General features: G+C 63.0%; 23 protein-coding genes. 14 read left to right on the forward strand and 9 right to left on the reverse strand.

All coding sequences use genetic code 11. The features are described 5' to 3' along the window. Positions 1 to 37: 37 nt before the first annotated feature. Genes gatB through gatC form a run of 3 tightly spaced genes read right to left on the reverse strand, consistent with a single transcriptional unit; the run spans position 38 to position 3,249 of the window. On the reverse strand, positions 38 to 1,483 hold the full coding sequence (gene gatB, locus JNA92_RS08155; protein WP_241804220.1) for an Asp-tRNA(Asn)/Glu-tRNA(Gln) amidotransferase subunit GatB: 1,446 nt from the start codon (positions 1,481 to 1,483) through the stop codon (positions 38 to 40). A gap of 11 nt (positions 1,484 to 1,494) precedes the next feature. Then, on the reverse strand, positions 1,495 to 2,946 hold the full coding sequence (gatA, locus tag JNA92_RS08160) for an Asp-tRNA(Asn)/Glu-tRNA(Gln) amidotransferase subunit GatA (RefSeq protein ID WP_241804221.1): 1,452 nt from the start codon (positions 2,944 to 2,946) through the stop codon (positions 1,495 to 1,497). Positions 2,947 to 2,961: 15 nt separating this feature from the next. Further along, positions 2,962 to 3,249 carry an Asp-tRNA(Asn)/Glu-tRNA(Gln) amidotransferase subunit GatC gene (gene gatC / locus JNA92_RS08165; RefSeq protein WP_241804222.1) on the reverse strand — a complete coding sequence of 96 codons (288 nt, stop codon included), beginning with the start codon at positions 3,247 to 3,249 and terminating at the stop codon, positions 2,962 to 2,964. Between the two features lie 204 nt (positions 3,250 to 3,453). On the opposite strand from gatC, the gene mreB reads away from it, so the two are divergent. From mreB to tldD, 8 genes are all read left to right on the forward strand, one after another. Further along, complete coding sequence (gene mreB / locus JNA92_RS08170) at positions 3,454 to 4,491, forward strand: rod shape-determining protein MreB (RefSeq protein WP_003255163.1); 1,038 nt, start codon at positions 3,454 to 3,456, stop codon at positions 4,489 to 4,491. Positions 4,492 to 4,689: 198 nt separating this feature from the next. Next, positions 4,690 to 5,715: a rod shape-determining protein MreC gene (gene mreC, locus JNA92_RS08175; RefSeq protein WP_241804223.1), complete on the forward strand. Its 1,026-nt coding sequence runs from the start codon at positions 4,690 to 4,692 to the stop codon at positions 5,713 to 5,715. Next, positions 5,715 to 6,203, forward strand: coding sequence for a rod shape-determining protein MreD (mreD, locus tag JNA92_RS08180; RefSeq protein WP_241804224.1), 489 nt, complete (start codon positions 5,715 to 5,717; stop codon positions 6,201 to 6,203). The genes mreC and mreD overlap by 1 nt, the downstream gene beginning before the upstream one ends. A 33-nt stretch (positions 6,204 to 6,236) precedes the next feature. Next, positions 6,237 to 6,848, forward strand: a complete 612-nt coding sequence (locus JNA92_RS08185; protein WP_241804225.1) for a Maf family protein — start codon at positions 6,237 to 6,239, stop codon at positions 6,846 to 6,848. Between the two features lie 54 nt (positions 6,849 to 6,902). Continuing rightward, on the forward strand, positions 6,903 to 8,360 hold the full coding sequence (gene rng, locus JNA92_RS08190; protein ID WP_241804226.1) for a ribonuclease G: 1,458 nt from the start codon (positions 6,903 to 6,905) through the stop codon (positions 8,358 to 8,360). A gap of 82 nt (positions 8,361 to 8,442) precedes the next feature. After that, a complete protein-coding gene (locus JNA92_RS08195; RefSeq protein WP_241804227.1) occupies positions 8,443 to 12,258 on the forward strand; it encodes a YhdP family protein in 3,816 nt (1,271 codons plus the stop codon). A gap of 14 nt (positions 12,259 to 12,272) precedes the next feature. Then, positions 12,273 to 13,124 (forward strand): carbon-nitrogen hydrolase family protein, encoded by an 852-nt coding sequence (locus tag JNA92_RS08200; RefSeq protein ID WP_241804228.1) that lies wholly within the window; start codon positions 12,273 to 12,275, stop codon positions 13,122 to 13,124. Between the two features lie 2 nt (positions 13,125 to 13,126). Next, positions 13,127 to 14,566, forward strand: a complete 1,440-nt coding sequence (tldD, locus tag JNA92_RS08205; protein ID WP_241804229.1) for a metalloprotease TldD — start codon at positions 13,127 to 13,129, stop codon at positions 14,564 to 14,566. A gap of 41 nt (positions 14,567 to 14,607) precedes the next feature. Here the strand turns inward: tldD and yjgA are convergent, their stop codons facing one another. Continuing rightward, on the reverse strand, positions 14,608 to 15,129 hold the full coding sequence (gene yjgA / locus JNA92_RS08210; RefSeq protein ID WP_012316086.1) for a ribosome biogenesis factor YjgA: 522 nt from the start codon (positions 15,127 to 15,129) through the stop codon (positions 14,608 to 14,610). A gap of 156 nt (positions 15,130 to 15,285) precedes the next feature. Between yjgA and pmbA the strand changes: the two genes are divergently transcribed. The 6 genes from pmbA to JNA92_RS08240 all read left to right on the forward strand — a co-directional run bounded on the left by pmbA (position 15,286) and on the right by JNA92_RS08240 (position 20,538). Continuing rightward, positions 15,286 to 16,632, forward strand: coding sequence for a metalloprotease PmbA (pmbA, locus tag JNA92_RS08215; RefSeq protein WP_241804230.1), 1,347 nt, complete (start codon positions 15,286 to 15,288; stop codon positions 16,630 to 16,632). Between the two features lie 128 nt (positions 16,633 to 16,760). Then, a complete protein-coding gene (locus JNA92_RS08220) occupies positions 16,761 to 17,162 on the forward strand; it encodes a FagA protein (protein ID WP_241804231.1) in 402 nt (133 codons plus the stop codon). After that, positions 17,155 to 18,531 carry a class II fumarate hydratase gene (locus JNA92_RS08225; RefSeq protein WP_241804232.1) on the forward strand — a complete coding sequence of 459 codons (1,377 nt, stop codon included), beginning with the start codon at positions 17,155 to 17,157 and terminating at the stop codon, positions 18,529 to 18,531. The genes JNA92_RS08220 and JNA92_RS08225 overlap by 8 nt, the downstream gene beginning before the upstream one ends. Positions 18,532 to 18,558: 27 nt before the next feature. Next, the gene (locus JNA92_RS08230) at positions 18,559 to 19,020 is read left to right on the forward strand and encodes a hypothetical protein (RefSeq protein ID WP_241804233.1); all 462 of its coding nucleotides are present in this window, start codon (positions 18,559 to 18,561) and stop codon (positions 19,018 to 19,020) included. Position 19,021: 1 nt separating this feature from the next. Next, a complete protein-coding gene (locus tag JNA92_RS08235) occupies positions 19,022 to 19,633 on the forward strand; it encodes a superoxide dismutase (RefSeq protein ID WP_241804234.1) in 612 nt (203 codons plus the stop codon). Positions 19,634 to 19,644: 11 nt separating this feature from the next. After that, complete coding sequence (locus JNA92_RS08240; protein ID WP_241804235.1) at positions 19,645 to 20,538, forward strand: ZIP family metal transporter; 894 nt, start codon at positions 19,645 to 19,647, stop codon at positions 20,536 to 20,538. A 104-nt stretch (positions 20,539 to 20,642) separates the two neighbouring features. Here the strand turns inward: JNA92_RS08240 and JNA92_RS08245 are convergent, their stop codons facing one another. From JNA92_RS08245 to JNA92_RS08265, 5 genes are all read right to left on the reverse strand, one after another. Further along, positions 20,643 to 20,915 carry an HPr family phosphocarrier protein gene (locus JNA92_RS08245; RefSeq protein WP_046784446.1) on the reverse strand — a complete coding sequence of 91 codons (273 nt, stop codon included), beginning with the start codon at positions 20,913 to 20,915 and terminating at the stop codon, positions 20,643 to 20,645. A gap of 20 nt (positions 20,916 to 20,935) precedes the next feature. Further along, complete coding sequence (gene rapZ / locus JNA92_RS08250; protein WP_241804236.1) at positions 20,936 to 21,790, reverse strand: RNase adapter RapZ; 855 nt, start codon at positions 21,788 to 21,790, stop codon at positions 20,936 to 20,938. Between the two features lie 2 nt (positions 21,791 to 21,792). Further along, on the reverse strand, positions 21,793 to 22,257 hold the full coding sequence (ptsN, locus tag JNA92_RS08255) for a PTS IIA-like nitrogen regulatory protein PtsN (RefSeq protein WP_039602459.1): 465 nt from the start codon (positions 22,255 to 22,257) through the stop codon (positions 21,793 to 21,795). An 11-nt stretch (positions 22,258 to 22,268) separates the two neighbouring features. After that, positions 22,269 to 22,577, reverse strand: coding sequence for a ribosome hibernation-promoting factor, HPF/YfiA family (hpf, locus tag JNA92_RS08260; RefSeq protein ID WP_241804237.1), 309 nt, complete (start codon positions 22,575 to 22,577; stop codon positions 22,269 to 22,271). Between the two features lie 79 nt (positions 22,578 to 22,656). Then, the gene (locus tag JNA92_RS08265; RefSeq protein ID WP_241804238.1) at positions 22,657 to 24,150 is read right to left on the reverse strand and encodes an RNA polymerase factor sigma-54; all 1,494 of its coding nucleotides are present in this window, start codon (positions 24,148 to 24,150) and stop codon (positions 22,657 to 22,659) included. Between the last annotated feature and the right edge of the window lie 120 nt (positions 24,151 to 24,270).

Genomic DNA, 24,270 nt, shown 5'->3' on the forward strand with positions numbered 1-24,270 from the left:
GGCGATCGAGGGCAAAGCCCTCGCCGCTGGTTTCAGCTCACCCTTCGAGCTTGGCCTTGAGCAATTGGTTCACTTGCCCCGGGTTGGCCTTGCCCTTGGAGGCCTTCATCGCCTGGCCGACGAAGAAGCCGAACATCTTGCCGCGCTTGGCTTCGTCGGCAGCGCGGTACTGTTCGACCTGCTCGGCGTTGGCGGCAAGCACTTCATCGAGCATCTTGTCGATCGCGCCGGTGTCGGTGACCTGTTTCAGCCCTTTGCTCTCGATGATGCTGTCGGCATCGCCTTCACCGGCGGCCATGGCCTCGAACACGGTCTTGGCGATCTTGCCGCTGATGGTGTTGTCGCGGATACGCAGCAGCATGCCACCGAGTTGCTCGGCGCTGACCGGTGCCTGGTCGATCTCGATGCCCAGCTTGTTCAGCAGGCTGCCCAGTTCGACCATGACCCAGTTGGCTGCCAGCTTGGCGTCACCGCCAATCTTCACCACCTGCTCGAAGTAGTCTGCCTGTTCACGGCTGGAGGCCAGCACGTTGGCGTCGTAGGCCGACAGGCCATACTGGCTCTGGAAGCGCTCGACCTTCTGCGGTGGCAGCTCCGGCAAGCCGGCACGGATGGTCTCGAGGAAGCTGTCCTCGATCACCACCGGCAGCAGGTCCGGGTCGGGGAAGTAACGGTAGTCGTTGGCTTCCTCCTTGCTGCGCATGGAGCGAGTCTCGTCCTTGTTCGGGTCGTACAGGCGGGTTTCCTGAACCACCTTGCCGCCATCTTCGATCAGGTCGATCTGGCGCTGGATCTCACTGTTGATCGCACGCTCGATGAAGCGGAACGAGTTGACGTTCTTGATCTCGCAGCGTGTGCCGAACTCGGCCTGGCCCTTGGGCCGGATCGAGACGTTGCAGTCGCAGCGCAGCGAACCTTCGGCCATGTTGCCGTCGCAGATGCCCAGGTAGCGCACCAGCGCGTGGATCGCCTTGACGTACGCTACGGCCTCCTTGGCGCTGCGCATGTCCGGTTCGGAGACGATTTCCAGCAGCGGCGTGCCGGCCCGGTTCAGGTCGATGCCGGTAAAGCCGCTGAAATCTTCGTGCAGGCTCTTGCCAGCGTCTTCTTCCAGGTGCGCGCGGGTTACGCCGATGCGCTTGATGGTGCCGTCTTCCAGGGCGATGTCCAGGTGGCCCTTGCCGACGATCGGCAGGTCCATCTGGCTGATCTGGTAGCCCTTGGGCAGGTCGGGGTAGAAGTAGTTCTTGCGCGCGAACACGTTGCGCTTGCCGATCTGGGCATCGATCGCCAGGCCGAACATGCAGGCCATGCGCACGGCTTCCTGGTTCAGTACCGGCAATACCCCAGGCATGCCAAGGTCAACCAGGCTCGCCTGGGTGTTCGGCTCGGAGCCGAAGGTGGTGGCGCTGCCGGAAAAGATCTTCGACTGGGTGGCCAGCTGGGTGTGGATTTCCAGCCCGATCACAACTTCCCATTGCATGTGTGAATTCCTCAGAAGCCGTTGGGGGCGCGGGTGTGCCAGTCGGTGACCTGCTGGTAGCGGTGCGCGACATTGAGCAGGCGGCCTTCCTGGAAGTACGGAGCCAGCAGCTGCACGCCGACCGGCAGGCCATCGACGAAGCCGGCTGGCATCGACAGGCCCGGCAGGCCCGCCAGGTTGGCGGTGATGGTGTAGACGTCTTCAAGGTATGCCGCGACCGGGTCGCTGCTCTTGGCGCCGAGCTTCCAGGCCGGGTTCGGCGTGGTCGGGCCAAGGATCAGGTCGACGCCTTCGAAGGCGGTCATGAAGTCGTTCTTGATCAGGCGACGGATCTGCTGCGCCTTGACGTAGTAGGCGTCGTAGTAGCCTGCCGACAGGGCGTAGGTGCCGACCATGATGCGGCGCTGGACTTCGGCACCGAAGCCTTCGCCACGGGAACGCTTGTACAGGTCGGTCAGGTCTTTGGGCGCGTCGCAGCGGTAGCCGAAGCGCACGCCGTCGAAGCGTGACAGGTTGGAAGAGGCTTCGGCCGGCGCGATCACGTAGTACGCAGGGATTGCGTGCTGCATGTTCGGCAGGCTGATTTCCTTGACCACTGCGCCGAGCTTTTCCAGCTCCTTGACGCTGGCTTGTACCAATTCGGCGATGCGCGGGTCGAGGCCGGCGCCGAAGTATTCTTTTGGCAGGCCGATGCGCAGGCCTTGCAGCGAGGCATTGAGGTTGGCGCTGTAGTCCGGCACCGGCTCGTCGATGCTGGTGGAGTCCTTGGCGTCGAAACCGGCCATGCCCTGCAGCAGCAGCGCGCAGTCTTCAGCGGTGCGGGCCAGCGGGCCACCCTGGTCGAGGCTGGAGGCATAGGCGATCATGCCCCAGCGCGAAACACGACCGTACGTCGGTTTGAGGCCTGTGAGGTTGGTCAGTGCTGCCGGCTGTCGGATCGAACCGCCGGTATCGGTGCCGGTGGTCGCCGGCAGCAGGCGGGCGGCCACGGCCGCAGCGGAGCCACCGGACGAGCCGCCAGGCACGTGTTCGAGGTTCCAGGGGTTCTTCACCGCGCCGTAGTGGCTGGATTCGTTGGCAGACCCCATGGCGAATTCGTCCATGTTGGTCTTGCCCAGGGTGACCATGCCGGCCTCGGCCAGCTTGGCGACCACGGTGGCGTCGTACGGCGCTTTGAAGTTGTCGAGCATCTTCGAGCCGCAGCTGGTACGTACGCCGTGGGTGCAGAACAGGTCCTTGTGGGCGATGGGGGCGCCCAGCAGTGCGCCGGTCTCACCGGCGGCGCGACGGGCGTCGGCGGCACGGGCCTGGCCCAGGGCCAGCTCCTCGGTGACGCTGATGAAACTGTTGAGTTGCGGGTCGAGTTGCTGAATGCGCGCCAGCAGGGCGCCGGTCAGCTCTTCGGAAGAAAACGACTTGTCGGCGAGCCCGCGGGCGATCTCGGCCAGGGTCAATTGATGCATGGCAGGCACTATCCCTTACTCGATGACTTTGGGAACCAGGTACAGACCGCTTTCGGTCTTCGGTGCGATGGCTTGGTAGGCATCGCGCTGGTTGCTTTCGGTGACCTGGTCGGGACGCAGGCGCTGGCTGGCCTCCAGGGGGTGGGCCAGGGGTTCGATGCCGGTGGTGTCGACCGCTTGCATCTGGTCGACCAGCCCGAGAATGCTGTTCAGTGCATCGGTAGTGCGTGGCAGTTCGCCTTCATTCAGGCCCAGACGGGCCAGATGGGCGATCTTTTCCACGTCGCAGCGTTCAAGCGCCATGGGTATCTCCAGGGGAAACAAAGAACGGAATAAGGTCCGTGATGAGGAACATGTCGGCATTCTGGCGGTCATACGGCCGCGATCATCTGCTGGCGTGCTCGGAAAAACGACCAATTTAACATATTGGCTCCTTGCCCAAAATCCCTGCCATTGTTAGAGTTTGCCGCACTTTTTTACCCACGCTTTCCCCAGGGTCCCTTTCCCATGTTCAAGAAACTGCGTGGCATGTTTTCCAGCGATCTCTCCATCGACCTGGGTACTGCCAACACCCTTATCTACGTGCGTGAGCGCGGTATCGTCCTGAATGAGCCCTCGGTAGTTGCCATCCGTACCCACGGCAACCAGAAAAGCGTCGTCGCCGTCGGTACCGAAGCCAAGCGCATGCTGGGCCGTACGCCCGGCAACATTGCTGCCATTCGTCCGATGAAGGACGGCGTCATTGCCGACTTCAGCGTTTGTGAAAAAATGTTGCAGTACTTCATCAACAAGGTTCACGAGAACAGCTTCCTGCAGCCAAGCCCTCGTGTGCTGATCTGCGTGCCGTGCAAGTCGACCCAGGTAGAGCGCCGCGCCATTCGCGAGTCGGCGCTGGGTGCCGGTGCCCGTGAAGTGTTTCTGATCGAAGAACCCATGGCCGCGGCCATCGGTGCCGGCCTGCCGGTCGAAGAAGCCCGTGGTTCGATGGTCGTCGATATCGGGGGTGGTACCACTGAAATCGCCCTGATTTCGCTCAATGGCGTGGTCTACGCCGAGTCTGTCCGCGTTGGCGGCGACCGCTTCGACGAGGCCATCGTCACCTATGTGCGCCGCAACTACGGCAGCCTGATCGGCGAATCCACTGCCGAACGCATCAAGCAGGAAATCGGTACCGCCTACCCGGGCGGCGAAGTGCGTGAAGTCGACGTGCGCGGCCGCAACCTGGCCGAAGGCGTGCCACGTGCCTTCACCCTGAACTCCAATGAAGTGCTCGAAGCCCTGCAGGAGTCGCTGGCGACCATCGTTCAGGCCGTCAAGAGCGCCCTGGAGCAGTCTCCGCCGGAGCTGGCCTCTGACATCGCCGAGCGTGGCCTGGTGCTGACCGGTGGTGGCGCGCTGCTGCGTGACCTCGACAAGCTGCTGGCCCAGGAAACCGGCTTGCCGGTGATCGTTGCCGAGGACCCGCTGACCTGCGTGGCCCGTGGCGGCGGTCGCGCCCTGGAGATGATGGACAAGCACGCGATGGACCTGCTCTCCAGCGAGTGATCGAGCGCCCGGTTTACAGGTGGCGCGCGCAGTGCTACCTGTATGCGTTGGGCTGGCGTCCGTTGCGGCGCCGCTTCTGTCAACCCGCAACCAGGCTGGTGCGTTGTCCCATGTCCAATGACCTCCTGAGTCGTCCACGAGGAACGGCCCATTAAACCGCTTTTCTCCAAGGGCCCTTCGCTGGGCGTTCGCCTGCTCGTGTTAGTGGTGCTTTCGGTCGCGCTGATGGTGGTCGATGCACGCTTTGACCTGCTCAAGCCCGTGCGTAGTCAGATGGGCCTGGTTCTGATGGAATCGTACTGGATCACCGACTTGCCTCAGCGGATGTGGCAAGGTGTGGCGGGCCAGTTCGGCAGCCGTAACGAACTGATCGCGGAAAACGAGAAGCTCAAGACCGAAGCCCTGCTGTTGCAGGGGCGCTTGCAGAAGCTGGCGGCCCTGACCGAGCAGAACGTGCGCCTGCGCGAGTTGCTCAACTCCTCCGCACTGGTCAACGAGAAGGTCGAGGTGGCCGAGCTGATCGGTGTCGACCCCAACCCGTTCACCCACCGTATCCTGATCAACAAAGGCGAGCGCGATGGGGTGTTCCTTGGCCAGCCGGTACTCGACGCCCGCGGCCTGATGGGCCAGGTGGTCGAGCTGATGCCCTACACCTCACGGGTGCTGCTGCTGACCGATACCACCCATAGCATCCCGGTACAGGTCAATCGTAACGGCCTGCGCGCGATTGCCAGCGGTACAGGCAACCCTGAGCGCCTGGAGCTGCGCCATGTCGCCGACACGGCCGACATCAAGGAAGGCGACTTGCTGGTGAGCTCCGGCATGGGCCAGCGCTTCCCGGCCGGCTACCCGGTGGCCACGGTCAATGAAGTGATCCATGACTCCGGCCAGCCGTTCGCAATCGTTCGTGCCATTCCTACCGCCGCGCTCAACCGCAGCCGCTACATGCTGCTGGTGTTCAGCGACCGGCGTTCGCCGGAGCAGCGCGCCACCGATGCGGCGCTGGCCCAGGAAGAGGCAGACCGCAAGGGCGCAGCCGCCCCCGCAGAGGCTGGTGCCAATGGCGAACAGGCCACCCCCGGCACGCCTGCAACGGCAGCGCCTGCCCCGGCCGCGCCCGCCGCCCCAGCCGGTGCAGTACCGGCCCCGGCCGCTGCACCGGCTGCAGCCCCCGCCAGCCCTGCCGCAGCGCCTGCGGCACCTGCCCAGCCTCGGAGGCAATGATGGCCAAAACACGCCGTAACCACGGGTGGGTCATCTGGCTGACCTTCGCCATTGGCCTGCTACTCAGCGTCTCGCCCATGCCGCCGTTTCTCGAGGTGTTCCGGCCAATGTGGCTGGCGATGCTGGTATCGTTCTGGACGCTCATGGTCCCGAACAAGGTTGGCATGACCACTGCGTTCGTACTGGGCCTGGCCGAGGATGTGCTGTATGGCACGTTGCTCGGGCAGAACGCCCTGGTCCTGACCCTGATCACCTTCCTGGTGCTGTCGCTGCAGCAGCGTCTGCGCATGTTCCCGATGTGGCAGCAGAGCCTGGTAATCCTGGTGATCTTCGGTATCGCCCAACTGGTCCAGTTGTGGCTCAGCGCGCTCACCGGCAACCGGCTGCCCACGCTTGCGCTGGTCTGGTCGGCAGTCATCAGTGCCTTGCTCTGGCCGTGGATCAGCTTCGCCTTGCGTGATCTGCGCCGGCGTTTGCATATCAACTGACGGCACCGCCGTCACCGACAGGGAGATGTCTGCATGAAACCACTTTACCTGGCCTCAGGCTCGCCCCGTCGTCGTGAACTGCTGGCCCAGATCGGTGTGCCGTTCACCGTTATCAGCGCCCCCATCGATGAAAGCGCGCTGCCAGATGAAAGCGCTGTGGCTTATGTCGAACGCCTGGCCAGGAGCAAGGCTGAGGCTGGCCTTGCCAGTCTTGCCGGCCCGGCCGTAGTCCTTGGCGCAGACACTGCGGTGGTGCTCGACGGGCGAATTCTCGGCAAGCCGGAAAACCGTGAAGATGCCTTGGCCATGCTGGCGGACCTGGCAGGGCGCGAACATCAGGTGTTGACGGCAGTGGCACTGAGCGATGGCCAGTGCTGCCTGAGCGTCTGTGTCACCAGCACTGTGCGTTTTCGTGCCATCGGCCCGGAAGAAGCACAGCGCTATTGGGCCAGTGGCGAGCCGGTGGATAAAGCAGGCGGTTATGCCATCCAGGGCTTGGGGGCGGTATTCGTGACCGGCCTTCAGGGCAGCTATTCGGCGGTGGTCGGCCTGCCCCTGAGCGAGACGGCCGAACTGCTCGCCCAATTCGGTATCGCCTGCTGGCAGGTGCCGGCGCTTTCTCCAGAGGTAACAAAGCAGCAGTAGCCAGCCCGGCGCCCGCGATCCATGATGACCGAAGACCTTTGACGAGAGCCTGCCATGAGTGAAGAGATCCTGATCAACATCACCCCGATGGAGTCGCGTGTGGCGGTGGTGGAAAACGGGGTGCTGCAGGAAGTGCACGTCGAGCGCACCCAGCGTCGCGGCATCGTCGGTAATATCTACAAGGGCAAAGTCGTGCGGGTGCTGCCCGGCATGCAGGCCGCGTTCGTCGATATCGGCCTGGAGCGCGCCGCGTTCATTCATGCCTCGGAGATTTCCCAGCGCGAAGGTTCTGCCGTGGAGACCATCACCGCACTGGTACACGAGGGCCAGGCCCTGGTGGTGCAGGTGACCAAAGACCCCATCGGCAGCAAAGGCGCACGGCTGACCACTCAGCTGTCGATACCGTCGCGTTACCTGGTGTACATGCCGCGTAGCAGCCATGTCGGCATTTCGCTGAAGATCGAGGACGAAGCCGAACGTGATCGCCTCAAGCAGGTGGTCAGTGACTGCATGGACAGCGAAGACATCAAGAACGCCGGCGGTTTCATCCTGCGCACGGCCGCCGAGGGCGCGCGGGCCGAAGAGATCCTGCAGGACATCCGCTACCTGCGCCGCCTGTGGGAGCAGATTGGCAGCCAGATCCAGACCTGCGGTGCCCCGACGGTCATCTACGAGGATCTTGGCCTGGCCTTGCGCACACTGCGCGACCTGGTCAACCCGAAGATCGAGAAGATCCGCATCGACTCCCGGGAAACCTTCCAGAAGACCACACAGTTCGTTGCCGAACTGATGCCGGAGATCGCCGACCGCCTGGAGCACTACCCGGGCGAGCGGCCGATTTTCGACCTGTATGGCGTAGAGGACGAAATCCAGCGCGCACTCGATCGCAAGGTGCCGCTCAAGTCCGGCGGCTATCTTGTGGTCGACCCGGCCGAGGCAATGACTACCATCGATGTGAACACCGGCGCCTTCGTCGGCCACCGCAACCTTGAAGAAACCATCTTCAAGACCAACTTGGAAGCAGCCACGGCAATCGCCCGGCAACTGCGCCTGCGCAACATTGGCGGGATCATCATCATCGACTTCATCGACATGGAGGATGAGGACCATCAACGCCAGGTGCTGCGTACCCTGGAAAAGCAACTCGAACGGGATCATGCCAAGACCAACATCATCGGCATCACCGAGCTGGGCCTGGTACAGATGACCCGCAAGCGCACGCGCGAGAGCCTGGAGCAGGTGCTGTGCGAACCCTGCTCCGCCTGCCAGGGGCGTGGCAAGCTGAAAACCCCGGAAACTATCTGTTACGAAATTTTCCGCGAGATCCTTCGTGAAGCCCGCGCCTATCAGGCAGAAGGCTATCGGGTATTGGCCAATCAGAAAGTGGTCGACCGCCTGCTCGACGAAGAATCCGGCAACGTGGCCGAGCTGGAAACCTTCATCGGTCGAACCATTCGCTTCCAGGTCGAGTCGATGTACTCGCAGGAACAATACGATGTGGTGCTGCTCTGAGGCGTTCTGATACCCAGTCCAGGGTGCCCGGGCTGGCAAAACCGCTGCTTCGAGCCATCATGGATAAACGACCTGGAGGGCCATGGCCATGGGACGTCTGACCCGCGTTCTTGTCGTCTTGACCCGTTGGGGGCTGGGCATCTGCGCCCTGCTGGCGGTGTTGGTGGCGCTCTACGTCAGCCTCGGCCGGTACCTGGTGCCATTGGTGGCCGAATACCGCGCCGACCTCGAAAGCAAGGTCGAGCAGGCGTTGGGAATGCCGGTGCATGTGGGCAGCCTGGAAGGGCGCTGGAGTGGCCTGGCGCCGGTGCTGCAAGTGCGCGACCTGCAGTTGGGCGAGGGGGCTTCGGCGTTGCGCCTGGATGACGTCAAGCTGGTGCCCGACCTGTGGGCCAGCCTCACTGCACGCGAAGTACGCCTGGCACGTGTTCAGCTGGCGGGCCTGCAACTGATCCTGCGTGAGAACGAGCAGGGCGTTTGGGCGCTTGAAGGCTTACCGAAAAAGGATGATGCGCCGCTGGACCCGGCCGAAGTGTTGCAGCGTTTGCAGCAGTTGGGCCGTATCGATGCATTCGACAGTCAAGTCACCCTGCAGCCCTGGCAGCGTGACCCGTTGACGCTTACCTATGTCAGCCTTGGCCTGCAGGCCGGCGCTTCACGCCAGGCGCTGGACCTGCGTGCGACCCTGCCTGACGGCCAGCCGTTGGCACTGAACCTTCGCAGCCGGGTGAATGCCAAGGCCTGGCGCGACGGTAAGGCAGAGGCTTACCTGAGCCTGCCGCAGAGCGACTGGGCGCGTTGGCTGCCGCCACGCCTGCTCGGCCAGTGGCAAGCCCAGGCCCTGCGCGCCGGTGGTGAGTTCTGGGTTGACTGGGGTGAGGGCCGGTTGCAGCAGGCAGTGGTCCGGCTCAATGCCCCTCAGTTGCGCGGTGGCTATGCCGAGCGCCAGGCGGTGACACTGGATAACCTGGCGGTGTCGGCCTGGTTCCAGCGCAACGCGCAGGGTTTCGATGTGGTGGTCGATTCACTGGCAGCCGACCTCGGCAAGACCCGCTGGGAGTCGAAGCTGCAGCTGCGTCAGCGGGCAGGCGAGGAGCCTGCCGGAGAAACCTGGCAGGTGCAGGCGGACCGCCTTGATCTTACGCCGCTGACGCCTTTGATAGATGCACTGGCGCCGCTGCCGGAAAAGCTCATGACGGTGGTCGATGGGCTTAAAGTGACCGGTGCCGTGCGCAATCTGCGCCTGGACGTGCGGCCCAAGGCCGACGGTGATCGACGGCTTCAATTCGCTGCCAATCTGGAAAAAGTGGGCTTTGACGCCTACCACGGCGCACCGGCTGCCGGTAACGTCAGCGGGAGCATCAGTGGAGACCTTGGCCATGGCGAGCTACGCCTGGATACCGAGGCCTTCATGTTGCATCTTTATCCGATCTTCGCCAAACCTTGGCATTATCAGAAAGCCAACGCCCGCCTGACCTACACCCTCGACAAAGCAGGATTCACCCTGGCTGCGCCCTACCTGAAAGTGCTGGGTGAGGAGGGCAAGATCGCTGGGGATTTCCTGATTCGCCTGCTGTTTGAAGAAGGCAGCGAGAGCTATATGGACCTGCGCGTTGGCCTGACCGAAGGCGATGGGCGCTACACTGCCAAATACCTGCCTGAGGTGCTCAGCCCGGCGCTCGATGAATGGCTGCGCAGTGCCATCGTCAAGGGCAACGTCGATGAAGGCTACTTCCAGTACCAAGGTTCGCTGAACCACGGTGCCAGCCCCGAATCGCGCAGCATCAGCCTGTTCTTCAAGGTGCACGACGCTGCGCTGGACTTCCAGCCTGGCTGGCCACAGGTGCAGAACGTCGCTGGCGATGTGCTGATCGAGGACAGTGGCGTGCGCATCAAGGCTAATGAAGGCCTGTTGCTGGGCACCCAGGTAAGCGACGTCAGTGTCAACATTCCCCATGTCGAGGGCGACGAGCAAAGCCACCTGTACCTTGATGGCAAGTTCGACGGTAGCCTCGGCGATGGTTTGAGGATTCTCAAAGAGGCGCCTATTGGCACCGGCGAAATTTTCGCAGGATGGGAGGGCGAGGGGCCGCTCAAGGGCAAGCTCAAACTCGACATCCCCTTGGCCCACGGGCAACGCCCGAAAGTACAGGTCGACTTTGCCACCGCCGATGCACGCCTGAAGGTTGCGCCGCCGACCCTGGAGCTGAGCCGACTCAAGGGCGACTTCAGTTTCGACCTCGATAAGGGCCTGAGTGGGAAGAGCATCGCCCTGCAGGCTTTTGGCAAACCGGTGACCGCGCAGATCACCGCCGAGGGCCAGCCTGGGCAGATGCAGACGCGTATCAGCGCGAATGGCCAGGTGGCGCTTGCGGCCTTGACCGACTGGCTGCAGTTCAAGCAGCCCTTGCCGGCGTCTGGTGAGCTGCCCTACCAGTTGCAACTCAACCTTGGCAGCCGCGACAACAGCCTGAGCGTGAATTCGTCGCTCAAAGGCCTGGTGATCGATTTGCCGGCACCGTTCGGCAAGGCCGCAGCAGAGACTCGTGATAGCCGATTCAGCATGAGCCTGCAAGGGCCGGAGCGGCGCCTGGATGCGGCCTATGCCGACCTTGCCCGCTTTGCCTATGCAGCGCCCAGCGACAACCTTGGGCAAGGCCGCGGCGAGCTGCTGCTGGGGGCAGGGCAGGCGCAGGTACCAGCTGAGCAGGGCCTGCGCGTACGGGGGCGCCTCGAGAGCCTGGACCTGGCGCCCTGGCAGGCCAAGATGACGCAGATCAGTGGCGACGACCCAGGCGCCAGTGCCCGCCAGACGCTTCAGAGCGTAGACCTGAGCATCGGCCAGTTGAAGGCCCTGGGCATGGAGCTGAACCAGGCCGTCGTGCGTCTGGCCAGGGGTGGCCCTGCGTGGGATCTGCGCCTGGATAGCAAGGAAGTCATCGGCAATGCACGGTTACCCGATGCCAAGGGCGCACCGATGACCGTGCGCCTGCAGACCTTGCGCCTGCCAGCAGCGGACCCGGTCCAAGCACAGGCCGAGGAAGGCCCGGATCCGCTGGCCTCGTTCGATCCACGCAAGGTACCGGCATTGGACCTGACCATCGACAAGCTGTACCGCGGCGATGACCTGTATGGCAACCTGGCGTTGAAGCTGCGCCCGACCGCCCGAGGCGTATCCGCTCAGGATATCGACCTGGTCTTCAAAGGCCTGCACATCGACGGCCGCGGCGGCTGGGAAGGTGACAGCGGTGCCACCAGCAGCTGGTACAAGGGCCGCCTGGATGGCAAGAACCTGGCCGACGTGCTCAAGGCCTGGGGCTTCGCGCCTACCGTGACCAGTCGCGACTTTCGTCTGGATGTGGATGGCCGCTGGCCCGGCTCGCCAGCCTGGGTTGGCCTCAAGCGCTTCTCGGGCAGCATGGATGCGGCATTGCGCACAGGGCAGTTCGTGGAAGTCGAGGGCGGCGCTCAAGCCTTGCGGGTGTTTGGCCTGCTCAACTTCAACTCCATCGGCCGGCGTCTGCGCCTGGACTTCTCCGACCTGTTCGACAAGGGCCTGGCCTATGATCGGGTAAAAGGCTTGCTGGTAGCCAGTGACGGCGTCTACGTGACCCGCGAGCCGATCAGCGTGACCGGGCCTTCGAGCAACTTCGAGCTCGACGGTACGCTGGACCTCGTCCGCGACCGGGTGGACGCCAACCTTCAGGTCTCCCTGCCAGTGACCAACAACCTGCCCCTGGCCGCGCTGATCGTAGGCGCACCGGCGGTCGGTGGGGCGCTGTTCCTGGTCGACCGGCTGATCGGTGATCGCGTATCGCGCTTCGCCAGCGTGCACTATCGCATCGAAGGGCCGTGGAAAGAGCCTAGAATCACCTTTGTGAAACCGTTCAACAAGTAGTGCCAGGAGTGCCGATGAAAGTAGCGGTCATCCAGATGGTCAGCCAGGACGATGTGTTGGCCAACTTGCAGCGTGCGGGTGCCTTGCTGGAACAGGCGGCATTCGGCGGCGCGAGGCTGGCGGTGCTGCCGGAAAATTTTGCCGCCATGGGCCGCAGGGATGCTGCTGCGATCGGGCGGGCCGAGGCTTTGGGTGAGGGGCCGATACTGCCCTGGTTGAAACGCACCGCCCGCGACCTCAGATTATGGATTGTTGCCGGCACCTTGCCGCTGCCACCTGCCGATCAGCCTGATGCCAAGGCGCATGCCTGCTCACTTTTGGTCGACGAGCACGGCGAGGTGGTGGCGCGCTACGACAAGCTGCACCTGTTCGACGTGGACGTGGCCGATAACCGTGGCCGTTACCGTGAGTCCGACGACTACGCCCATGGCGCGCACGTGGTGGTGGCCGACACGCCGGTAGGGCGCCTGGGCTTGAGCGTCTGCTACGACCTTCGTTTTCCGGAACTGTACAGCGCGCTGCGCAGTGCCGGCGCGCAACTGATTACGGCACCTGCGGCGTTCACGGCGGTCACAGGCGCGGCGCACTGGGAAGTGCTGATTCGTGCCCGGGCCATCGAAACACAGTGCTATGTGCTGGCCGCAGCACAGGGCGGTACCCATCCAGGCCCGCGGGAGACCCATGGGCACGCGGCGATCGTCGACCCCTGGGGGCGGATCGTCGCCGAACAGGCGCAAGGCGAAGCGGTATTGCTTGCCGAGCGCGACGGTGATGAACAAGCGTCCATTCGGGCGCGTATGCCGGTCGCTTTGCACCGGCGCTTTTTTTCGCAGGACGCCTTGCGGCCTGCGCACACCTCGGAGTGACTATGAGCCAGATGTTATCCACCGTCAGCGAGCAGCTCCTGGCCCCAGGCGGATTGACCCTGGACAGCCTGCAGGCTGTACTGGGCGAGTTGGCCGGGCCGGGCATCGACGCCGCCGACCTGTACTTCCAGGGCCAGATCTCGGAAACCTGGGCGCTGGAGGACGGCATTGTCAAAGAGGGCAGCTTCAACCTTGACCAAGGCGTGGGCGTGCGTGCCCAGTCGGGTGAGAAAACCGGTTTCGCCTACAGCAACGCGATCAACCTCGAGGCTCTGACTTCGGCAGCCCGGGCGGCGCGGTCGATTTCCCGCGCCGGGCAGAACGGCACCGTTCAGGCGTTCCGCAGCCAGGACGTGACGGCCCTGTATGCCCCGGATAACCCGCTGGACGTGCTTAGCCGTGCTGAAAAGGTCGAGCTGCTCAAGCGTGTCGATGCCGCCACACGGGCGCTCGACCCGCGTATCCAGCAGGTCAGCGTGAGCATGGCCGGGGTGTGGGAGCGCATTCTGATCGCTGCGGCCGACGGCAGCCTGGCCGCTGACGTGCGGCCGCTGGTGCGCTTCAACGTCAGTGTCATCGTCGAGCACAATGGTCGGCGTGAACGGGGCGGGCAGGGCGGCGGCGGGCGTACCGACTACCGCTTCTTCACCGAGGAGCGGGTCATGGGTTATGCCCGTGAGGCGCTGCGCCAGGCCTTGGTGAACCTGGAGGCCATTCCTGCCCCAGCGGGCACCTTGCCGGTGGTGTTGGGTTCCGGCTGGTCGGGTGTGCTGTTGCATGAAGCGGTCGGCCACGGCCTGGAAGGCGATTTCAACCGTAAGGGCAGCTCGGCGTTCAGTGGCCGGATCGGCGAGAAGGTGGCTTCGAGCCTGTGCACTATCGTGGACGATGGCACCCTCGAGGGCCGTCGCGGCTCGCTGAGCGTCGACGACGAGGGCACGCCGACCGAATGCACGACGCTGATCGAGAACGGCGTGCTCAAGGGCTACATGCAAGACAAACTCAATGCACGCCTGATGGGGATGGCCGTGACCGGTAACGGCCGCCGCGAATCCTATGCCCACCTGCCGATGCCGCGCATGACCAACACCTACATGCGTGCCGGCGAAAGCGACCCGCAGGAAATCATCGCTTCGGTGAAGAAAGGGATCTATTGCGCCAACCTGGGCGGTGGCCAGGTGGACATCACCAGCGGCAAGTTCGTGTTCTCGACCAGCGAAGCCTATCTGATCGAAGACGGCAAGATCACCGCACCGGTCAAAGGCGCGACACTGATCGGCAACGGGCCCGAGGCCATGAGCCGAGTGTCGATGGTCGGTAACGATCTTGCGTTGGACAGCGGCGTGGGGACGTGCGGCAAGGATGGGCAATCGGTGCCGGTAGGGGTAGGCCAGCCAACCTTGAAGCTGGACGCGATCACCGTCGGTGGTACCGGCGCGTGATGCATGCCCCGGGGCTGCAGGGCAGCCCCAGGTGGCGGGGGTCAGCGCAGGCCGCGCTGCAGTTCGTCGAGGTCGCGGATGTACTTGAAGACCTTGCGCGCAGCGGCAGGCGGCTTGTTCCGCGCCTTCTCGTGCTGGGCATGACGGATAAGCGAACGCAGCTGCTGACGGTCGGTGTCGGGGTATTCGTTGACGAAGCGTTCAAGGTCCTCGTCATTACCGTCGATCAGGCGGTCCCGCCAGCGCTCCAGGTTGTGGAAGCGTTCGTTGTACTGGCGGCTGGAGCTGTCGATCTGCTCGAGCACCGCGTGGATGGCGTCCAGGTCCTGGTCGCGCATCAGTTTGCCGACGAACGACATATGCCGTTTGCGTGCGCCATGGGCGGTGTGCTTGCAGGCTTCGGCCAAGGCTTTGCGCAGCTCATCGGTCAACGGCAGGCGCGCCAGGGTATCGGCCTTGACCGTAGTCAGGCGTTCGCCGAGTTCGACCAGCGCATGCAACTCGCGCTTGATCTGGGTTTTGCTTTTTTCGCCGTCGAAGGCGTCGTCGTATGAATCAACCATGGTGCGCAGTCCGCTTGAGTTGTATGAAAAGTCGCCGCGCAGGCACTTTTCGTAGAAGGCATAGAAATTGCCGCCATGATAACCACCCGGGGGCCGCTTGTCCGGCCCGGTCGTAGAATGACCCTCGCCGAATGCAGAATTTGAGTGGAGAAAACCATGAGTGCAGTCCAGAGCGTAGGCCCCAAGGACCTGCCAGCATTGCAGGAGCAGGTCGAAGCGATCATCGCCGAGGCGCGCCGGCAGGGTGCCAGCGCCTGCGAAGTGGCGGTGTCGCTGGAGCAGGGCTTGTCCACCACGGTGCGTCAGCGTGAGGTCGAGACGGTAGAGTTCAACCGCGACCAGGGCTTTGGCATCACCCTCTATGTCGGCCAGCGCAAGGGCTCGGCCAGTACCTCGGCCAGTGGCCCTGAGGCCATTCGCGAAACCGTTGCCGCCGCCCTGGCCATTGCCAGGCACACCTCCGAAGACGATTGCTCGGGGCTGGCTGATGCGGCACTGATGGCGCGCGAGATTCCGGACCTGGACCTTTACCATGACTGGGATCTGGAGCCCGAGAAAGCCATCGAGATGGCCCTGGCCTGCGAGGCGGCGGCATTCGACGCTGACCCGCGCATTCTCAACGCCGATGGCACCACCCTCAATACCCACCAGGGCTGCCGTGTCTATGGCAACAGCCATGGCTTCATCGGCGGTTACGCCTCGACCCGGCACAGCCTGAGCTGCGTGATGATCGCTGAAGGTGAAGGCCAGATGCAGCGTGATTACTGGTATGACGTCAACCGCCAGGGCCACCTATTGGCCGACCCGCGCAGCATTGGCCAGCGCGCTGCACAGCGCGCAGCCAGCCGGCTCGGTGCGCGTCCGGTCAAGACATGCGAAGTGCCGGTGCTGTTCTCCGCCGAGCTGGCCGGTGGCCTGTTCGGCAGCTTTCTGTCGGCCATCTCGGGTGGCAACCTGTACCGCAAGTCGTCGTTCCTCGAGGGTGCCCTTGGCCAGCGGCTGTTCCCCAGCTGGCTGACGCTGGATGAGCGCCCGCATATTCCGCGTGCCCTTGGCAGCGCGGCGTTCGACGGTGATGGCCTGGCGACCTATGCCAAGCCGTTCGTCGACAAAGGGGAGCTGGTCTCTTACCTGCTGGGTACCTATTCCGGTCGCAAGCTCGGCTTGCCAAGTACGGCCAACTCCGGGGGTGTGCACAACCTGTACGTCACCCATGGCATCGAAGACCAGGCGGCCCTGATCCGCCGCATGGGGCGCGGTTTGCTGGTGACCGAGCTGATGGGCCATGGCCTGAACATGGTCACAGGCGACTACTCGCGGGGTGCTGCAGGTTTCTGGGTCGAGAATGGCGAGATTCAGCATGCGGTGCAGGAAGTGACGATTGCCGGCAACATGAAGGACATGTTCCAGCAGATTGTCGCGATTGGCAGTGATCTTGAAACCCGCAGCAATATCCACACGGGCTCGGTGTTGATCGAGCGGATGACCGTTGCAGGTAGCTGAAACCCTGAAGCGTTGAGCGAAAACCTCGAAACCCGGCCCTGTGCCGGGTTTTTTATTTGCTCAATCCGCGCTTGAAGTGATTACATTTATCATTTAATAATGAATATCATTACCCAAAAGCACCGGTGATGATGTTCATGAAACCCGTCCTGCGCGAACTGCCTTACCTGGAAAACTGGCGCTGGCTCAGCCGGCGCATCCGCTGCGCGCTCGAGCCCGACGAGCCGCGCCTGATCGAGCACTATCTGGCCGAAGGCCGCTACCTGGCGTGCTGCACGGATACCTCGCCATGGACCGTGGCGCTCACCTCGTTCCGCCTGCTGCTGGATACCGCCTGCGATCGCATGTTGCCATGGCATTGGCGTTGCCAGTGCCTGGATCAGGCCTGGCGCCCCCTGCTTGAGCTGCGCAAGCTCGACCGCCGCGAACAGAACCAGCGCTGGCAACCCTACGCCCTGCAACTGGCCAACTGCCGGTTGCTGCCGTCCATTTCCCCCGATGAACTGATGCAAGGATTTGATGATGAGTGATACCCGTATCGAGCGTGACAGCATGGGTGAATTGCAGGTGCCGGCTCAGGCCCTGTATGGCGCCCAGACCCAGCGCGCGGTCGACAACTTCCCGATCAGCGGCCAGCGTATGCCGGCCCAGTTCATTCGTGCCCTGCTGTTGGCCAAGGCGGCTGCCGCCAAGGCCAACATCGAGCTGGAGCAGATTTCTGCCGCCCAGGGCCAAGCCATCGTCAAGGCGGTCGAGCAACTGCTCGCCGAAGACTTCATCCAGCACTTCCCGGTGGACGTGTACCAGACCGGCTCCGGCACCAGCTCGAACATGAATGCCAACGAGGTGATCGCCACGCTGGCCAGCCGCCTGCTCGGTGAGCCGGTCAATGCCAACGACCACGTCAACTGCGGCCAGAGCAGCAACGACATCATCCCGACTACCATTCACGTCAGCGCTGCACTGGCGCTGCATGAGCAGTTGCTGCCCGCCCTGGCTCACCTGGTTCAGGTGATCGAGGCCAAGTCGGTGCAAGTGCATCAGTACGTGAAGACTGGCCGTACCCACCTGATGGATGCCATGCCGGTGCGCATGAGCCAGGTGCTCGATGGCTGGGCGGCACAGATCAATGGCGCCAAGGCGCATATCGAAGCGACCCTGCCGAGCCTGCAGGCCCTGGCCCAAGGTGGCACTGCCGTGGGCACCGGGATCAACGCCCACCCGCAATTCGCCGTAGGCTTCGCTCGCCAGCTGAGCGGCCTCACCCAGGTCGAGTTCACCCCCGGCCAGAACCTGTTCGCCCTGATCGGCTCCCAGGACACCGCCGTGGCGCTGTCCGGCCAGCTCAAAACCACTGCCGTGGCACTGATGAAAATCGCCAACGACCTGCGCTGGATGAATTCCGGGCCGCTCGCAGGCCTCGGTGAGATCGAACTTCAAGCCCTGCAGCCTGGCTCCTCGATCATGCCGGGCAAGGTCAACCCGGTTATCCCGGAAGCCACCGCCATGGTCGCCGCCCAGGTGATCGGCAACGACGCGACCATCGCCGTTGCCGGGCAGTCGGGCAACTTCGAGCTGAACGTGATGCTGCCGGTGATAGCCCGCAACCTGCTGGAGAGCATCGAGCTGATGGCCAACGCCAGCCGCCTGCTGGCCGACCAGGCCATCGCCAGCTTCAAGGTCAATGAGGGCAAGCTCAAGGAAGCCCTGGCGCGCAACCCGATCCTGGTCACCGCGCTGAACCCGATCATCGGCTACCTCAAGGCCGCCGAGATCGCCAAGACCGCGTACAAGCAGGGCCGGCCGATCATCGACGTGGCGCTGGAGCATACCGACCTGTCGCGCGATCAGCTCGAAGCGCTGCTGGACCCGGAAAAACTCACCGCTGGGGGCATCTGACCCGCGTCAGCGCCCAGGAGGCCTGTCATGCAGCACTGGAAACGCACCACCGAGGCCGCCAACCGGCTGTTCGACCAGGGCGAGCTGGTCGATGCCCGGGAACTGTACCTGCAAGCCCTGGCGCTGGCCCAGGTGCTGTTCGAGCGCTGGCATGACGTCGACGAAGCAGTGGCCGCTTTGGTCATTGCCCACCACAACCTGGCCGACCTGCACCTGCGCCTGAACCAGCCGCATGAGAGCGCCGACTACCTGTGCGCCATTCATCAGCGCCTGCTCCAGGCCAGCCAGGAAGCGCGCCTGCCGCAGGCGCTGCGTGATGCCGCGCTGCGCCACAGCGGGCGCACCTACACCCAATTGCTGAGCTTCATTGCCGAATACGGGCAGTATCCGCGCGCCGAGCGCCTGCTCTATCGTCGTGCGCCCTTGGCCAGTGGACTGGCTGCCCAGACGGACCTGCCGCCCCCAACCCCCGCTTACGGAATCCATTGATATGTCTCATACCTTGCCTGCTTTGCCCTATGCCTACGATGCGCTGGAACCGCATATCGATACCCAGACCATGGAGATACACCACACCAAGCACCACCAGACTTACGTCAACGGCCTCAATGCTGCAGTCGAAGGTACCCAGTGGGCTGACTGGCCGGTTGAGAAGCTGGTTGCTGCGGTCAAACAGTTGCCAGAAAACCTGCGAGGGGCGGTGACCAACCACGGCGGTGGTCACGCCAACCATTCGCTGTTCTGGAAAGTCATGTCGCCCAAAGGTGGCGGCCAGCCACAGGACTTGGTGGCCAAGGCCATCGCGGCTGAGCTGGGTGGTTTCGAGGCGTTCAAGGAGGCCTTCACCAAAGCCGCGCTGACCCGCTTCGGCAGCGGCTGGGCCTGGCTCAGCGTGAACGGTGAGCAGAAGCTCGTGGTGGAGAGCAGCGGCAACCAGGACAGCCCGCTGATGCACGGCAACACACCGATCCTCGGCCTGGATGTGTGGGAGCATGCCTACTACTTGAAGTACCAGAACCGTCGCCCGGAATACATTGGGGCTTTCTACAACGTAATTGACTGGGCCGAAGTGGAACGCCGTTATATCGAAGCCAGCCAATGAGTCGGACCGGTATGCGTTCAGAGGTGATGTCTGTCAGTAGTGTGCGCCTGTTCCGGCTGGCACTGGGTACTGTGCTGCTCTTGGTAGGCACGGCCCTGCTGGTGGTCCGGGGCATCGCCTGGCTGGACCTGGATCCGCGCATGTTGCGTGCCCTCGAGGGCGGCGCATTGTGCGCGCTGGGAACAGCGCTGGGCGCAGTACCGGTGCTGGTGATTCGGAATATGCCGGTGGCCCTGGCCGATACCTTGTTGGGTTTCGGTGCCGGTGTGATGCTGGCGGCGACGGCGTTCTCGCTGATCATTCCTGGCCTGGATGCCGCTCAGTCCATCGGATTCAGCCCCTGGGGGGCGGGTGGCCTGGTCAGCTTCGGCCTGTTGTTCGGTGCGATGTGCCTGTTCGTCGTCGATCTGAAAGTGTCCGGTGCTTCGCCCGAGGCCTTGGTCGGCACCGGGAACCAACCGGTGATTGCAGCGCGGATCTGGCTGTTCGTGATCGCGATCATCGCCCACAACATCCCCGAAGGCATGGCCATCGGCGTGTCGGCCGGGGGCGGCATGACCGATGCTGACAGCCTCGCCATGGGCATTGCCTTGCAGGATGTTCCCGAAGGATTGGTCATTGCGCTGGTGCTGGCGGGGGCGGGGATGCCTCGGTTCAAGGCGTTTCTGATCGGTGCGGCGTCGGGGTTGGTAGAACCACTGGCAGCGGTGGTCTGTGCCTGGCTGGTGAATGTCGCCGAACTGCTGTTACCGCTGGGCCTGGCCTGTGCAGCCGGGGCCATGCTGCTGGTGGTGACCCAGGAAATCATCCCCGAGTCGCGCAGCAATGGGCATCACCGTCTGGCCAGCCTCGGCCTGTGCGTCGGTTTTTGCTTGATGATGGTGATGGACACGGCGATGTCTTGAGTTGGCATCAACTGCCCTGTCACCGGTAAGCCGGCCCCCCGAATCGGCAGTCCACGATGAGGGCGTCGGCTTGCCAGCGATGAGACCAGCCTGGAGTTAGGGGCTTATTCGCCTTCGTCGAAGTAGTTGTTGATCAGGGCTACCAGCGCTTCCAGTGCGTCGTTGTCCTGCTCGCCTTCAGTGTGCAGGTGCACCTGGGTGCCTTTGCCTGCCGCCAACATCATCACGGCCATGATGCTCTTGCCGTCCACCAGCTTGTCTGGTGCGCGGCCCACCCGCACCTGGCAGGGGAAGCGCCCGGCCACGCCGACGAACTTGGCGGCCGCCCGGGCATGCAGGCCCAGCTTGTTGATGATGGTGATTTCGCGGGCGGGCATCGGGGTGCTGATCCTGTGGGCTAGAGGTCGCGGTGGCGGACCTGGACGTTTTTCAGGGACTGTTGCAACAGTTGGCCGAGGCGCTCGGTGAGGTACACCGAGCGGTGGTGGCCGCCTGTGCAGCCAATGGCGATGGTGACATAGGCGCGGTTACTGGCAGCGAAGCGGGGCAGCCACTTGAGCAGGTAAGTCGAGATGTCGGTAAACATCTCTTCGACATCCGGCTGCGCGGCAAGGTAATCGATAACCGGCTGGTCCAGGCCGGAATGCTCACGCAGTTCGGGCTTCCAGTACGGGTTCGGCAGGCAGCGCACATCGAAAACCAGGTCTGCATCGACCGGCATGCCACGCTTGAAGCCGAATGATTCGACCAGGAATGCGGTGCCCGGCTCAGGCTGATTGAGCAGGCGCAACTTGATCGAGTCGCGCAGCTGGTAAAGGTTGAGGCTGGTGGTGTCGATCTTCAGGTCGGCAAGATCGGAGATTGGCCCCAGCAATTCGCTTTCCACGCGGATCGCTTCGGCCAGTGAGCGATCCGCATTCGTCAGCGGATGGCGCCGGCGTGTTTCGGAGAAGCGCTTGAGCAGCGTGTCCTCGTCGGCGTCGAGAAACAGCACATCGCACTGGATATGCCGGCCACGGGCTTCGGCGAGCAGTTCGGGGAAGCGTGACAGGTGGCTTGGCAGGTTGCGGGCATCGATGGACACTGCCACTTTCGGCTGCAGCAACTCTGTATGGATCAGCGCGTTTTCCGCCAACTGCGGCAGCAAGCCGGCAGGGAGGTTATCGATACAGTAAAAGCCGTTGTCTTCCAGCACATCGAGGGCGGTACTCTTGCCGGAGCCGGACCGGCCGCTGACGATGATCAGGCGCATGTTCAGTGCTCGTTCTGTGCGTCCAGGACTACCTGGTACAGGGCCTCGCTGCTGTTGGCGGCACGCAGGCGCTCGCGAACTTCCTTGCGATCCAGCATGCTGGCGATCTGGCGCAGCAGTTCCAGATGGGCGTCGGTGGCAGCCTCCGGCACCAGCAGGATGAACAGCAGGTCGACAGGCGCGCCATCGATGGCGTCATAGTCGATCGGAGCATCCAGGTGCAGCAGTGCACTGACGGGAGAAGTGCAGCCTTCGAGGCGGCAGTGAGGTATGGCGATCCCATTGCCGAAGCCTGTGGAGCCGAGCTTTTCACGAGCGATCAGCTTTTCGAAGACGTCTTGCATCTCCAGCTCGGGGATTTGATCGGCAATCAGGTTGGCGACCTTTTCCAAGGCGCGCTTCTTACTGCCACCCGGCACGTTCACCAAGGAACGGCCGGGGGTCAGGATGGTTTCAAGTCGGATCATGGATGAGGGGATCAGCGGGCAGCTGCACCTTGCAGCAGACTTTGCTGTTTTTCCTTGTGTTTTTTCAGTTGGCGGTCGAGCTTGTCGGCCAAGGCATCGATCGCTGCATACATGTCTTCGTGTTCGGCGTTGGCAACCACTTCCGAGCCAGGAATCTGCAGGGTCGCTTCGACCTTCTGCTGCAGCTTCTCGACCTTCATGATGACCTGCACGTTAGTGATCTTGTCGAAGTGGCTTTCCACGCGGGCGAGCTTTTCAAGCACGTAATCGCGCAGTGGCTGGGTGACTTCTACATGCTGTCCACTGATATTGACTTGCATACAGCTTCTCCTTTGTTGCCCGTGCATAAAGAGGCAGGTCTTGCACCTGCCCCACAAACGCTGTGGCATATCTCAGGGGCTACATCAGTCGCTTGCGCTCACTCGACGGTGCGATGCCGAGGGACTCGCGGTACTTGGCGACGGTGCGACGGGCTACCTGGATGCCTTGTGCCTCCAGTAAACCAGCGATCTTGCTGTCACTCAATGGCTTTTTCTGATTTTCCGCCGCAACCAGTTTCTTGATGATCGCGCGGATTGCCGTGGACGAGCATTCTCCGCCTTCGGAGGTGCTGACGTGGCTGGAGAAAAAGTATTTCAGTTCGTAGATGCCGCGTGGGGTGTGCATGAACTTCTGGGTGGTCACCCGCGAGATGGTCGACTCGTGCATGCCCACGGCTTCGGCGATGTCATGCAACACCAACGGTTTCATGGCCTCGTCACCGTGGTCGAGGAAGCCGCGCTGATGCTCGACGATCTGCGTGGCGACTTTCATCAGCGTTTCGTTGCGGCTTTGCAGGCTCTTGATGAACCAGCGTGCTTCCTGCAACTGATTGCGCATGAAGGTGTTGTCGGCGCTGGTGTCGGCCCGGCGGACGAAGCCGGCGTATTGCGGATTGACCCGCAGGCGCGGGATCGCTTCCTGGTTCAGTTCGACCAGCCAGCGATCACTGTCCTTGCGGACGATGACATCGGGCACCACGTATTCCGGCTCACTGGACTCGATTTGCGAACCTGGGCGCGGGTTGAGGCTCTGAACCAGCTCGATCACCTGGCGCAGTTCGTCTTCCTTGAGCTTCATGCGGCGCATCAGCTGGCTGTAGTCGCGCCCGCCCAACAGGTCGATGAACTCGCTGACCAGGCGTTTGGCCTCGGCCATCCACGGTGTGTTGGCCGGGAGTTGGCGCAGTTGCAGCAACAGGCACTCGCCCAGGTTGCGCGCGCCGACACCTGCTGGCTCGAACTGCTGGATACGGTGCAGCACCGCTTCGACTTCGTCCAGTTCGATGTCCAGCTCCGGATCGAAACCGGCGCAGATCTCTTCGATCGTGTCTTCCAGGTAACCCTGGCCGTTGATGCTGTCGATAAGGGTGACGGCGATCAGGCGGTCGGTATCGGACATCGGTGCCAGGTTCAATTGCCACAGCAGGTGGCTTTGCAGGCTTTCGCCGGCGGATGTGCGCGTGGTGAAGTCCCACTCGTCGTCATCGTTGCTCGGCAGGCTGCTCGCGCTGGTCTGGTAGATGTCTTCCCAGGCCGTATCGACCGGAAGCTCATTGGGGATGCGCTCGTTCCACTCACCGTCCTCCAGGTTCTCGGCACTGGCGGTGCTTTCCTGAAAGCTGTTGTCCTGGACTTCGGCGGCCGGTTTGCTCTCGGCGTTGTCCGCCATCGGGTCGCTGTTGTCGAAGTCTTCGCCGTCTTCCTGACGTTCGAGCATCGGATTGGACTCCAGCGCTTCCTGGATTTCCTGCTGAAGGTCCAGGGTAGAGAGCTGGAGTAGGCGGATGGCCTGTTGCAACTGCGGGGTCATCGTCAGTTGCTGGCCCATTTTTAGGACGAGCGATGGTTTCATGGCAGGGGCTAATACCTTGTTCGCCGGCGCGCATGCGCCATCCACTACACGAGGGCGCCGGAGCGCCAATTTCAAGCAAGTTTTATGCCTTAAATTGTAGCGTTTGCCTAGAGCACTGTA

Source organism: Pseudomonas putida (assembly GCF_022627325.1).
Classification (GTDB): Bacteria; Pseudomonadota; Gammaproteobacteria; order Pseudomonadales; family Pseudomonadaceae; genus Aquipseudomonas; species Aquipseudomonas putida_X.

Bases quoted from the DNA above. Each gene is read 5' to 3' on its own strand.
- gatB (WP_241804220.1), bottom strand. From the start codon at position 1,483: ATGCAATGGGAAGTTGTGATCGGGCTGGAAATCCACACCCAGCTGGCC.
- gatA (WP_241804221.1), bottom strand. From the start codon at position 2,946: ATGCATCAATTGACCCTGGCCGAGATCGCCCGCGGGCTCGCCGACAAG.
- gatC (WP_241804222.1), bottom strand. From the start codon at position 3,249: ATGGCGCTTGAACGCTGCGACGTGGAAAAGATCGCCCATCTGGCCCGT.
- mreB (WP_003255163.1), top strand. From the start codon at position 3,454: ATGTTCAAGAAACTGCGTGGCATGTTTTCCAGCGATCTCTCCATCGAC.
- mreD (WP_241804224.1), top strand. From the start codon at position 5,715: ATGGCCAAAACACGCCGTAACCACGGGTGGGTCATCTGGCTGACCTTC.
- JNA92_RS08185 (WP_241804225.1), top strand. From the start codon at position 6,237: ATGAAACCACTTTACCTGGCCTCAGGCTCGCCCCGTCGTCGTGAACTG.
- rng (WP_241804226.1), top strand. From the start codon at position 6,903: ATGAGTGAAGAGATCCTGATCAACATCACCCCGATGGAGTCGCGTGTG.
- JNA92_RS08195 (WP_241804227.1), top strand. From the start codon at position 8,443: ATGGCCATGGGACGTCTGACCCGCGTTCTTGTCGTCTTGACCCGTTGG.
- JNA92_RS08200 (WP_241804228.1), top strand. From the start codon at position 12,273: ATGAAAGTAGCGGTCATCCAGATGGTCAGCCAGGACGATGTGTTGGCC.
- tldD (WP_241804229.1), top strand. From the start codon at position 13,127: ATGAGCCAGATGTTATCCACCGTCAGCGAGCAGCTCCTGGCCCCAGGC.
- yjgA (WP_012316086.1), bottom strand. From the start codon at position 15,129: ATGGTTGATTCATACGACGACGCCTTCGACGGCGAAAAAAGCAAAACC.
- pmbA (WP_241804230.1), top strand. From the start codon at position 15,286: ATGAGTGCAGTCCAGAGCGTAGGCCCCAAGGACCTGCCAGCATTGCAG.
- JNA92_RS08220 (WP_241804231.1), top strand. From the start codon at position 16,761: ATGATGTTCATGAAACCCGTCCTGCGCGAACTGCCTTACCTGGAAAAC.
- JNA92_RS08225 (WP_241804232.1), top strand. From the start codon at position 17,155: ATGAGTGATACCCGTATCGAGCGTGACAGCATGGGTGAATTGCAGGTG.
- JNA92_RS08230 (WP_241804233.1), top strand. From the start codon at position 18,559: ATGCAGCACTGGAAACGCACCACCGAGGCCGCCAACCGGCTGTTCGAC.
- JNA92_RS08235 (WP_241804234.1), top strand. From the start codon at position 19,022: ATGTCTCATACCTTGCCTGCTTTGCCCTATGCCTACGATGCGCTGGAA.
- JNA92_RS08240 (WP_241804235.1), top strand. From the start codon at position 19,645: ATGCGTTCAGAGGTGATGTCTGTCAGTAGTGTGCGCCTGTTCCGGCTG.
- JNA92_RS08245 (WP_046784446.1), bottom strand. From the start codon at position 20,915: ATGCCCGCCCGCGAAATCACCATCATCAACAAGCTGGGCCTGCATGCC.
- rapZ (WP_241804236.1), bottom strand. From the start codon at position 21,790: ATGCGCCTGATCATCGTCAGCGGCCGGTCCGGCTCCGGCAAGAGTACC.
- ptsN (WP_039602459.1), bottom strand. From the start codon at position 22,257: ATGATCCGACTTGAAACCATCCTGACCCCCGGCCGTTCCTTGGTGAAC.
- hpf (WP_241804237.1), bottom strand. From the start codon at position 22,577: ATGCAAGTCAATATCAGTGGACAGCATGTAGAAGTCACCCAGCCACTG.
- JNA92_RS08265 (WP_241804238.1), bottom strand. From the start codon at position 24,150: ATGAAACCATCGCTCGTCCTAAAAATGGGCCAGCAACTGACGATGACC.